5 protein-coding genes are annotated in these 12,329 nt (G+C 68.4%); 1 reads left to right on the top strand and 4 read right to left on the bottom strand.

Translation table 11 applies throughout. The features are described from left to right. Positions 1-90: 90 nt before the first annotated feature. The 4 genes from rpoC to RWP81_RS08295 form a co-directional block, all read right to left on the bottom strand. Entirely contained in the window at positions 91-3,966 is a 3,876-nt protein-coding gene (rpoC, locus tag RWP81_RS08310) for a DNA-directed RNA polymerase subunit beta' (RefSeq protein ID WP_243497328.1), read from the bottom strand. Between the two features lie 55 nt (positions 3,967-4,021). Then, positions 4,022-7,519 (bottom strand): DNA-directed RNA polymerase subunit beta, encoded by a 3,498-nt coding sequence (locus tag RWP81_RS08305; protein WP_314454715.1) that lies wholly within the window; start codon positions 7,517-7,519, stop codon positions 4,022-4,024. 274 nt (positions 7,520-7,793) lie between these two features. Further along, positions 7,794-9,437 carry an urea amidolyase family protein gene (locus RWP81_RS08300; protein WP_314454712.1) on the bottom strand — a complete coding sequence of 548 codons (1,644 nt, stop codon included), beginning with the start codon at positions 9,435-9,437 and terminating at the stop codon, positions 7,794-7,796. Next, on the bottom strand, positions 9,431-10,183 hold the full coding sequence (locus tag RWP81_RS08295; protein WP_314454708.1) for a 5-oxoprolinase subunit PxpA: 753 nt from the start codon (positions 10,181-10,183) through the stop codon (positions 9,431-9,433). Before RWP81_RS08295 ends, RWP81_RS08300 begins: the two co-directional genes overlap by 7 nt. A gap of 258 nt (positions 10,184-10,441) precedes the next feature. Here RWP81_RS08295 and RWP81_RS08290 point away from each other — a divergent pair, with 258 nt between their 5' ends. Next, positions 10,442-12,109, top strand: a complete 1,668-nt coding sequence (locus RWP81_RS08290) for an ABC transporter ATP-binding protein (RefSeq protein WP_314454705.1) — start codon at positions 10,442-10,444, stop codon at positions 12,107-12,109. The last annotated feature ends 220 nt before the right edge of the window (positions 12,110-12,329 follow it).

Genomic DNA, 12,329 nt, shown 5'->3' with positions numbered 1-12,329 from the left:
GGGGGCCTGGGGGGATCTGGAGGCCGCGCGGGGGCAGGGATTACATGAGGCGTGAGGGGAGCAAGCGCGCTTGCTCCCCTCACGCCTCGATCAGTTGTACGTGCCGGGCGTGAAGTCGTCCGTGGAGAAGCTGTCGAAGTCGACGTAGCTCAGGTCGGCGTCGCTGTACGCGCCGTCCGAAGCGAAGATGCGGTTGGGGTACCGCTCGCTCTTCGCTTCCTCCGTCGCCTCGACCGTGACGTTGCGGTACTTCGCAAGTCCGGTTCCGGCGGGGATGAGCTTTCCGATGATGACGTTCTCCTTGAGGCCGACGAGCGGGTCGCTCTTGCCCTCCATGGCCGCCTGCGTCAGGACGCGGGTGGTCTCCTGGAACGACGCGGCCGAGAGCCACGACTCCGTCGCGAGCGACGCCTTCGTGATACCCATCAGCTCGGGACGACCCGACGCGGGACGCTTGCCCTCGCCGACCGCCTCGCGGTTGATGGCCTGGTAGCGCTTGAAGTCCACCAGCTCACCGGGCAGCAGGTCGGTGTCGGCGTGGTCGACGACGGTGACCTTGCGGAGCATCTGTCGGACGATGACCTCGATGTGCTTGTCGTGGATCGGCACACCCTGCGAGCGGTACACGCCCTGGACGCCGTTGACGAGGTACTTCTGCACCTCGCGGGCACCCTGCACGCGCATGACCTCCTTGGGGTCGAGCGTTCCGACGAGGATCGGCTGACCGACGACGACGTGCTGTCCGTCCTCGACCAGGAGCGTCGCGCGCTTCAGGACGGGGTAGACCACCGGCTCGTCGCCGTTGTCGGGCGTGAGGATGACCTTCTTGGCCTTGTCGGTCTCGTCGATCGTGATGCGGCCGTCGGCCTCGGCGATCGGCGACGCACCCTTGGGGGTACGAGCCTCGAACAACTCCTGCACGCGGGGCAGACCCTGCGTGATGTCGTCTGCCGAGGCGGAACCACCGGTGTGGAAGGTACGCATCGTCAGCTGGGTACCGGGCTCACCGATCGACTGGGCCGCGATGATGCCGACGGCCTCACCGATGTCGACGATCTTGCCGGTGGCCAGCGATCGGCCGTAGCACTTCGCGCAGACACCGACGGCCGAGTCGCAGGTCAGCACGGAGCGGACCTTGATCGACTCCACACCGCCCTCGACCAGCTTGTTGATGAGCACGTCGCCCACGTCGTCGCCGGCCTCGGCCAGCACGGTGCCCTGCGCGTCGACGACCGCCGTGGCGAGCGTGCGAGCGAACACCGAGTTCTCGACGTTGGCGTCCTTGACCAGCGCACCGGTCGAGTCGGCCGCGGCGATCGGGAGCTCGAGGCCCTTCGAGGTGCCGCAGTCCTCTTCGCGGATGATGACATCCTGCGAGACGTCGACCAGACGACGGGTGAGGTACCCCGAGTCGGCCGTACGGAGGGCCGTGTCGGCCAGACCCTTACGGGCACCGTGCGTCGCGATGAAGTACTCGGCGACCGACAGACCCTCGCGGTACGAGGAGATGATCGGACGCGGGATGATCTCACCCTTGGGGTTGTTCACCAGGCCTCGCATACCCGCGATGTTGCGGATCTGCAGCCAGTTACCACGGGCGCCCGACGAGACCATTCGGTTGATGGTGTTGTCGGCGGGGAAGTTGTCCCGCATCGCCTTCTGGACCTCGTCGGTGGCCTCGGTCCAGATCTTGATGAGCTCCTGACGGCGCTCGGCGTCGGTGGTGAGGCCCTTCTCGTACTGTCCCTGGACCTTCGCGGCCTGCTTCTCGTAGCCCGCGACGATCTCGGCCTTGTTCGGCGGCGTGAGGATGTCGCTCAGAGCCACCGTGACACCCGAACGGGTCGCCCAGTAGAAACCGGCGTCCTTGATGCGGTCGAGCGATGCCGCAACCTCGACCTTGGGGTACTCCTCGGCCAGTTTGTTGACGATCTGCGACAGCTTGCCCTTGTCGGCCTGTTCGCGCACGAACGGGTAGCCCTTGGGGAGGGTGTCGTTGAAGATCGCCTGACCGAGCGACGCGTCGACGAGACCGTGCTTCTCGTAGCCCTCGGGCGCCTGGCCCTCGAGGAACGTGAGGCCGGGGATGCGGATGCGCGCCTTGGCCTGCAGGTCGAGGGTGCCCTCGTCCTTGGCCAGGATCGCCTCGCCCACCGAACCGAACGCACGGCCTTCGCCCGCAGCCCCCTCCTTGAGGGTGGTCAGGTGGTGCAGACCGATGATCATGTCCTGCGAGGGCAGGGTCACCGGACGGCCGTCCGACGGCTTCAGGATGTTGTTCGAGGCGAGCATCAGCACGCGGGCCTCGGCCTGAGCCTCGACCGACAGCGGAAGGTGAACGGCCATCTGATCACCGTCGAAGTCGGCGTTGAACGCCGCGCACACGAGCGGGTGCAGCTGGATCGCCTTGCCCTCGACGAGCTGGGGCTCGAACGCCTGGATGCCGAGGCGGTGCAGGGTGGGTGCACGGTTCAGCAGCACGGGGCGCTCGCGGATGATCTCTTCCAGCACGTCCCAGACCTCGGGACGGTAGCGCTCGACGGCGCGCTTGGCGGCCTTGATGTTCTGCGAGTGACCGAGATCGATCAGGCGCTTGATCACGAACGGCTTGAACAGCTCGAGGGCCATCTGCTTGGGCAGACCGCACTGGTGGAGCTTGAGCTGGGGTCCGACGATGATGACGGAACGGCCCGAGTAGTCCACGCGCTTTCCGAGCAGGTTCTGGCGGAAGCGACCCTGCTTTCCCTTGAGCATGTCGCTCAGGGACTTCAGGGCGCGGTTGCCGGTACCGGTGACGGGGCGACCACGGCGGCCGTTGTCGAACAGCGCGTCGACGGCCTCCTGCAGCATGCGCTTCTCGTTGTTGACGATGATCTCGGGGGCACCGAGGTCGATCAGGCGACGGAGGCGGTTGTTGCGGTTGATCACGCGACGGTAGAGGTCGTTCAGGTCGCTGGTGGCGAAACGGCCACCGTCGAGCTGCACCATCGGACGAAGCTCCGGCGGGATGACCGGAACGACGTCGAGCACCATCGAGGCCGGCGACATGCCGGTCTGCAGGAACGAGTTGACGACCTTCAGGCGCTTGATCGCACGGATCTTGCGCTGACCCTTGCCCTCGGAGATCTGCAGGTGCAGGTTCTCGCTCTCGGCGGCCAGATCGAAGGCCTCGAGGCGACGCTTGATCGACTCGGCACCCATGTGCGCCTCGAAGTACTGACCGAAGCGGTCCTGCAGCTCGTGGAAGACGTCGTCCTCGGGCTTCAGGGCGCCCACCTCGAGCGTGCGGAAGTCTTCCCACACGCGCTCGAGCTTGGCGATCTGCTCGTCGGCGTTTTTACGAGCCGACGTCATGTCCTTCTCGGCGGCGTCCTTGACCTTCTTCTTCTGGTCGGCCTTGGCGCCCTCCGCCTCGAGGGCGGCGAGCTCCTCCTCGAGCTTGGCCAGGCGGGCGGCGATGCGGGCATCGCGGCGGTCGCCGAGCGTCTTCAGCTCGAGACGGATGTTGTTCTCCTGCGTGGCGAGGTCGCGGTGACGAGCATCCTCGTCGACCGAGATCACCATGTAGGCGGCGAAGTAGATGACCTTCTCGAGGTCCTTCGGCGCCATGTCGAGCAGGTAGCCCAGGCGCGAGGGAACGCCCTTGAAGTACCAGATGTGCGTGACGGGCGCGGCGAGTTCGATGTGGCCCATGCGCTCGCGACGCACCGAGCTCTTGGTGACCTCGACGCCGCAGCGCTCGCAGACGATGCCCTTGAAGCGCACGCGCTTGTACTTGCCGCAGGCGCACTCCCAGTCGCGGGAGGGCCCGAAGATCTGCTCGCCGAAGAGGCCGTCCTTCTCGGGCTTCAGCGTGCGGTAGTTGATCGTCTCGGGCTTCTTGACCTCACCGAAGGACCAACGACGGATGTCGTCGGCGGTGGCCAGACCGATACGGATCTGATCGAAAGTGGTTGATTCGAGCACTGGTTCTCCTGTGTCGGAATTCTCTGAAATCTGAGCGGGTCGCTGAGCTGTGAGCTCAGATCTCGTCGATCGACGAGGACTCGAAGCGGCTGGAGATGTTGATGCCGAGTTCTTCCGCGGCGCGGAAGGCGTCGTCATCCGTGTCGCGGAGGTTGACCGCGGTGCCGTCGGCCGAGAGGACCTCGACGTTCAGGCAGAGCGACTGCATCTCCTTCATGAGCACCTTGAACGACTCGGGGATGCCGGGCTCCTGGATGTTCTCGCCCTTGACGATGGCCTCGTACACCTTGACGCGGCCGAGGATGTCGTCGGACTTGATCGTGAGGAGCTCCTGCAGCGCGTACGCGGCACCGTAGGCCTCGAGCGCCCACACTTCCATCTCACCGAAGCGCTGGCCACCGAACTGCGCCTTACCACCGAGCGGCTGCTGGGTGATCATCGAGTACGGGCCCGTCGAACGCGCGTGGATCTTGTCGTCGACGAGGTGGTGCAGCTTCAGGATGTACATGTAGCCGACCGAGATGGGCGCGGGGAACGGCTCGCCGGAGCGGCCGTCGAACAGGAGCGTCTTACCCGTGGAGTCGACCAGGCGGTCGCCGTCGCGGTTCTTGATCGTCGAGTCGAGCAGACCCGCGATCTCGGCCTCGAATGCACCGTCGAACACCGGGGTGGCGACCTTCGTGCCGGGAGCGGCCTCACGAGCGGCCTCGGGCAGGTTCGCCGCCCACTCGGGCGTGCCCTCGACCTTCCAGCCCTGCTGGGCGATCCAGCCGAGGTGGAGCTCCAGGACCTGACCGAAGTTCATTCGACCCGGGATGCCGAGCGGGTTGAGGATGATGTCGACCGGCGTGCCGTCGGACAGGAAGGGCATGTCCTCGATCGGAAGGATCTTGGCGATGACGCCCTTGTTGCCGTGGCGACCGGCGAGCTTGTCGCCCTCGGTGATCTTGCGCTTCTGGGCGATGTAGACCACGACGCGGCGGTTGACGCCCGAGCCGAGCTCGTCGTCACCGTCTTCGGCGTTGAACTCCTTGACGGCGATGATCGTGCCCTGCTCGCCGTGGGGCACCTTCAGCGAGGTGTCGCGGACTTCGCGGCTCTTCTCGTTGAAGATCGCGCGGAGCAGACGCTCCTCGGCCGACAGCTCGGTCTCGCCCTTGGGCGTGACCTTGCCGACGAGGATGTCACCGGGACGCACCTCGGCACCGATGCGGATGATGCCGCGGTCGTCGAGGTCCTTCAGCAGGTCGGGGCTGACGTTGGGGAGGTCGCGGGTGATCTCCTCCTTGCCGAGCTTGGTGTCGCGCGCGTCGACCTCGTACTCCTCGATGTGGATCGACGACAGCGTGTCGTCTTTCACGAGGTCCTGGCTGAGGATGATCGCGTCCTCGAAGTTGTGGCCTTCCCAGGTCATGAACGCCACGAGGAGGTTCTTGCCGAGGGCGAGCTCGCCGTTCTCGGTGGCGGGACCGTCGGCGATGACCTCGCCGGCCTCGACGCGCTCACCGGCCGAGACGACGACGCGCTGGTTGTACGACGTGCCCTGGTTGGAGCGGTCGAACTTGCGCAGGAAGTAGTCCTGCGTGCCACCCTCGTCGAGCTGGACGGTCACGACGTCGGCCGAGACCTCCATGACCACACCGGCCTTGTCGGCGGTGACGACGTCACCGGCGTCGATGGCCGCGAAGCCCTCCATACCGGTACCGACGACGGGCGACTCGCTGCGCACGAGCGGCACGGCCTGACGCTGCATGTTCGCACCCATGAGGGCGCGGTTCGCGTCGTCGTGCTCGAGGAACGGGATGAGCGAGGTCGCCACCGACACCATCTGGCGCGGCGAGACGTCCATGTAGCCGATCTCGTCGACGGGGAACAGGTCGACCTCGCCACCCTGGCCGCGGCGGGCCAGAATGCGGTCGTCCACGAAGTGGCCGTCGGCCTGGAGGGCCACACCGGCCTGAGCGACGATGTGGTCGCTCTCTTCGCTGGCGGTGAGGTAGTCGATCTGGTCGGTCACCCGGCCGTCGACGACACGGCGGTACGGCGTCTCGATGAAGCCGAACGCGTTGATGCGCGCGAACGAGGCGAGCGAACCGATCAGGCCGATGTTCGGGCCTTCCGGGGTCTCGATGGGGCACATGCGGCCGTAGTGCGAGGGGTGGACGTCACGGACCTCGACGCCGGCACGCTCACGCGACAGACCACCCGGGCCCAGCGCCGACAGGCGGCGCTTGTGGGTCAGACCCGCGAGGGGGTTGTTCTGGTCCATGAACTGCGACAGCTGGCTTGTTCCGAAGAACTCCTTGATCGCGGCGACGACGGGGCGCACGTTGATCAGGGTCTGCGGCGTGATCGCCTCGATGTCTTGCGTGGTCATGCGCTCGCGGACGACGCGCTCCATGCGCGACAGGCCGGTGCGGACTTGGTTCTGGATGAGCTCTCCGACGGCGCGGATGCGACGGTTGCCGAAGTTGTCGATGTCGTCGGTGTCGAGACGGATCTCGGCGGCGTTGCCGGCGCGCACGCCGTCGAACGTGACGTCGCCGCGGTGCAGGCGCACGAGGTACTTGATCGTGGCGACGATGTCGTCGACGGTCAGCACCGAGTCGCTGAGCGGCTTGTCGAGGCCGAGCTTCTGGTTGATCTTGTAGCGACCCACCTTGGCCAGGTCGTAGCGCTTGGAGTTGAAGTAGAAGTTGTCGAGCAGCGCACGGGCGGCCTCGGCGGCGACCTGCTCGCCCGGACGCAGCTTGCGGTAGATGTCGCGGAGCGCGTCTTCCTTCGTGAGGATCGTGTCTTTCGACAGCGTCTCCTCGATGGAGTCGAAGCCGGAGAACTCGGCGAGGATGTCTTCGCTCGTCAGGCCCAGGGCCTTGAGGAAGACGGTGACGGACTGCTTGCGCTTGCGGTCGATGCGCACGCCGACCTGATCGCGCTTGTCGATCTCGAACTCGAGCCACGCACCGCGCGAGGGGATGACGCGCGCCGACACGATGTCTTTGTCGGAGGTCTTGTCGGGCGTCTTGTCGAAGTAGACACCGGGCGAGCGCACGAGCTGCGACACCACGACACGCTCGGTGCCGTTGATGATGAACGTGCCCTTGTCGGTCTGGAGCGGGAAGTCGCCCATGAAGACCGTCTGCGTCTTGATCTCACCGGTCTGGTGATTCATGAACTCGGCTTCGACGTACAGCGGAGCGGCGTAGGTCTTGCCGCGCTCCTTGCACTCTTCGATCGAGTACTTCTCGGGCTCGAGGTACGGGTTCGTGAACGAGAGCTGCATCGTCTCGCTGAGGTCTTCGATCGGAGAGATCTCCTCGAAGATCTCCTCCAGACCGCTGATCTCAGGAACGTCGGTGCGACCCTGTTCCTGGGCCTCGGCGACACGCGCCTTCCAGACTTCGTTACCGACCAGCCAGTCGAACGACTCGGTCTGCAGCGCGAGCAGATCGGGAACGGTCAGCTTGTCGGAGATCTTCGCGAACGAGAGGCGGGATGCTCCGCGTCCGCTCTTGGGGGTGGTGGTGGTGGATGCGTTGCTCGCAGCAGCCAAGGGAATAACCTCCAGAAGCCCGGGCGAGGGGCTCGTGATTCCTTGTCGTCAGGTGGAGTGCGTTCCTGCCCCGAAAATCTGCTCGTCGCACACCGCTGGGAAGCGGGGACGGGGCAGACTCAGCCGACCACCATATGAGGGCAGGGGGAATCGAGGAGCGCAAAGTCCAAGCATACGCGGGAGGACTCGCCGTGTCCAGTCCAATTCTTGACGCGTCTACGGACCTGCGGTATAACCGCGTGCGCCCGCCGGGCATTCCTGCGTGGCGGGCGGATCAGCCGCCGCGGAACCGCACGCGATCACCGGGCCGCGACTGGGCGAGTGCGTCGAGTGCGGCATCCGTCACCACGGCGATCACGGGATAGCCGCCCGTCACGGGACCGTCTGCCAGCAACACCACGGGACGCCCGTGCGGCGGTACCTGGATCGCCCCGGGGCGCATCCCCTCGCTAGGGAGCTCGTCGAGCCGGGTGCGCTCGAGAGCGGGACCCTCGAAGCGGATGCCGACGCGGTCGGCGTGCCCCGACACCGTCCAGGTCGCGCCTCGCAACGCCGGCAGGGCACCGGGGGCGAACCAGTCCGCACGAGGGCCCACGGTGACGCGCACCTCGAGGAGCGACGGCGGAACCGACCAGGGAAAGGTGTCGACCACGGGGATCGAGGATGCCGGGATCCCGACGCGGAGGGCGTCTCCGGCGGCCACCGGGACGGGTCCGAGACCCGCCAGCACGTCGCGGGAGCGCGAGCCCAGCGCCGCGGGTGCGACGACCCCGCCGCGCACGGCCAGGTAGGCGCGGAGTCCCGCGCGGGCGGGGCCGATACGCAGCTCGGCACCGGCCGGCACGAGCACGGGCGCATAGGCATCCCCCGACCGGCCGTCGATCTCGACGTCGGCGAGGGCGCCGGTCACGCATACCCAGGTGGCGGTCTCGGCGCGGGCGACGAAGCCCCCCATCGCGATCTCGAGGCCGGCGGCGCCCTGGTCATTGCCGACCAGACGGTTCGCGATGCGCAACGCCGCCCGGTCGAGCGCCCCCGACCGCGCGACCCCGAGCGCGGCCCGGCCGGGGCGCCCGAGGTCCTGCACGGTGGTGAAGGCGCCCGGGGTCATGACGCGCAGGGCGGGAGCTGCGGCGTCTACGGCGGCGGGCGCGGGGGCGGCCGGGGCGGAGGGGTTTCCGGCACGGGAGGACGAGTCCGCGGCATCCGGTCCTCCCTTCCCGGAATGTCCTCCGCTCGCCGCCGAGGCAGCCGAGACGGCGATGCGAGAGCGCTCGGGTACGAAGCGCACGCGGGCGCGCGGGGGCAGCAGCACGGGGGCTGCGGCATCCGGATCGAACAGCACCGAGTCGGTCGTGCCGATCAACCGCCAGCCTCCGGGCGTCTCGCGCGGGTAGGCGCCGCTGAAGGCGCCCGCGAGTCCGACGGCTCCCGCCGGTACGCGCGTCCGCGGCTCGGCGAGGCGCGGCACGTCGTAGGGCCACGCCGCGCTGACGAGATACGCGAACCCCGGCGCGAAACCCGTGAAGGCGACCGTCCACTCCGCGCCCGCGTGACGGGACACGAGCTCGGCGACCGGGATGCCGAGGAGATCGGCGGTCGAGGCGAGGTCGGCGCCGTCGTAGCGCACCGGCACCTCGACGAGGGGGCCGGAGGCGTCGGCATCCGGAGCCCGTCGGGCGGCGTCGATGATCCACGCGCGCACGACCTCGCGCGACACCCGGACCGGGTCGAAGGCGATGAGCACCGTACGCGCTGCGGGAACGAGGTCATCGATGCCGGCGAGCGGGTTCTCGGCGAGCGCGGCGTGCAGCGACAGCACGGCGGAGAGATCGGCGACCTCGGCGAGCACGGCCCGCTCCCCCATCGGGAGCAGTCGCACGCCGGGTTCGGCGATGTCGTGCGGCCTCGTCACCACGGCGCGCGCACCTCGACGCCCCCGGTGTCGAGCGCCGCGCGGACGGCATGGGCCATCGCGACCGCCGACGGGGTGTCTCCGTGAAGGCACAGCGATGCCGCGTCCACCGCGATGCGGGTGCCGTCGACGGCATCGACGTCGTGATCGCGCACGAAGCGCAGCGCACGAGCGGCGACCGTGGCGGGGTCCTCGATGAGGGCGCCGGGTTCGCCGCGCGGTACGAGGGTGCCCTTCGTCGTGTAGCCGCGATCGAGGAACGCCTCGTGCACGAACGGCAGTCCCGCGGATGCCGCCGCCTCCGAGATCGCGCCGGGGAGGCCGAGGACGGGAAGGGCGCGTCCGAGGCGGGACGAGAGGTCGGTGACGGCGGCGACCACGGCGCGGGCGTGACCTGCGTCGTCGATCACCGCGTGGTAGAGCGCACCGTGGGGTTTGACGTACCGGATATCGGCCCCGGCGGCGGCGAGCGCGGCCAGCTGCGCGGCGACGCTCGCGCGGAGGTCTGCGGGAGCGGGATCGCGCCGGATGCGACCGAAGTGCTCACGGTCGTCGTACGAGGGATGGGCTCCCACGGCGACACCGAAACGTGCGGCGCGCTCGACCGCTTCCCGCATGGATGCCGCATCGCCGGCGTGGCCGCCGCAGGCGACGTTGGCGCTGGAGACGACGGCGAACATGGCCTCGTCGTCGGCGGTCGGCATCCCGTCGACGGTCTCACCGAGGTCGGCGTTGAGGTCCACGCGCATGCTGCCACGGTAGCGGCGGTGGGGACGCCGTAGGTCGCTCCCGGCCGGGGCAGCGTCCGCGGTCGGTTCGGCGGCGGCGCCGTGCGCGCGGGGGCGGGGGCCCCGGAGCACAACTCCTGCTGCGCGCGCGCCACGGACACACGTCGACGGCGCACGGACGGATCTGCCGGAGTTGTGCGTGGCGGCGGTGCGTTACAGGGGTGTGACGATCGCGCGGGAGGGCTGGGCAGGAGCGCCGAGGCGGGCGAGGATGGAGGGATGACCTCCGATGTCGCCGGTCCCCCCGCTCCGGCATCCCCCCATCCCCTTCTCTCGGTCCGCGACCTCGCGGTCGACTTCGCCACCATGGACGGTCCCGTGCGGGCCGTCGATGGGGTGAATCTCGACATCCACGCGGGCGAGACCATCGCCATCGTCGGCGAGTCCGGCTCCGGCAAGTCGACGACCGCCATGGCGATCATCGGCCTGTTGGCATCCGGTGGACGCGTCGCGCGCGGGCAGATCCTGCTCGACGGCGAAGACCTGACCACCTTCGGCGAGGCCCGGATGCGGCAGGTGCGCGGACGCCAGATCGGCCTGGTTCCCCAGGACCCGATGTCGAACCTGAACCCCGTCGCCAAGATCGGCACGCAGGTCGCCGAGACGCTGCTCGCACACGGGCTCGCCGATCGCTCGAGCGTGAAGGGCAAGGTCGTCGAGGCGCTCGAGGCCGCCGGACTCCCGGATGCCGAGAAGCGGGCGACGCAGTACCCCCACGAGTTCTCCGGCGGTATGCGTCAGCGCGCGCTCATCGCCATCGGCCTGGCGTGCCGGCCGCGCCTGCTCATCGCCGACGAGCCGACCAGCGCCCTCGACGTCACCGTGCAGCAGACGATCCTCGACCAGATCGACAAGCAGACCGACGAGTTGGGCGCCGCCGTGCTGCTCATCACGCATGATCTCGGCCTCGCGGCCGAGCGCGCCTCGCGGGTCGTCGTGATGCATCGCGGGCGCGTGGTCGAGCAGGGCCCGGCGAAGCAGATCCTTGAGGACCCGCAGCACAGCTACACGAAGTCGCTCGTCGCGGCCGCGCCGTCGGTAGCGGCGGTGCGCCTGCGCCCGGAGGACTTCCGCAGCGAGCGACCCGCGACGGCGGTCCGCGACGACATCGTCCAGATCGAGGGCCTGACGAAGGTCTACCCGGTGCGCGGACGCGGTGACGATTTCCGCGCCGTCGACGATGTGTCGCTGTCGATCCCGCGGGGCCAGACGGTGGCGATCGTGGGCGAGTCCGGCTCGGGCAAGACGACGACGGCGCGCATGCTGCTGAAGGTCGTCGAGCCCACCAGCGGCACCATCCGCTTCGACGGCCAGGACGTCTCGTCCCTGACGGGCGAGGCACTGCGGCAGTTCCGGCAGAAGGTGCAGCCGATCTTCCAGGACCCCTACTCGAGCCTGAACCCGATGTTCACCGTCGAGCGCATCGTCGAGGAACCGCTCAACGTCTACAAGCGGGGCTCGAAGGCCGACCGCGCGAAGCGCGTGCGCCAGCTGATGGATGACGTGGCTCTGCCGGCATCCATGCTGCGCCGTTATCCGTCGGAGCTGTCGGGCGGCCAGCGCCAGCGCGTCGCGATCGCCCGCGCCCTCGCCCTCTCGCCCGAGCTCATCGTGTGCGACGAGCCGGTGTCGGCCCTCGACGTACTGGTGCAGGCGCAGATCCTCGACCTGCTGGGCGACCTGCAGCGCGAGTACGGCCTGAGCTACCTCTTCATCTCGCACGACCTCGCGGTGGTGCGCCTGATCAGCGACTACGTCTGCGTGATGAAGGACGGACGCCTCGTCGAGGCGGCATCCAGCGAAGAGGTCTTCACCAACCCCCGTGATCCGTACACGCGGCGCCTGCTGTCGTCGATCCCGGGCAACGAGCTGGGGCTGGCCGGCTGAGGTTTTCTTGGGGGTGGAGTGTTCGCCGGGTGCGCGTCCCACTTCTGACGGTGCGTGTCCCACAAACGGCTGGCTCAGCAGCCGCCAACCCGCCAAAACTGGGACATGGATGCCGGGGACGCCAGGATCGCATGCGCGCCCGGCGCGCGTCCCACTTCTGACGGTGCATGTCCCATAAACGGCTGGCTCAGCAGCCGCCAACCCGCCACAAGTGGGACAT

This window comes from uncultured Microbacterium sp. (assembly GCF_963521695.1).
Classification (GTDB): Bacteria; Actinomycetota; Actinomycetes; order Actinomycetales; family Microbacteriaceae; genus Microbacterium.
The sequence above is the reverse complement of the archived record's forward strand: the minus strand, read 5'-3'. Positions and strand labels throughout refer to the sequence as shown.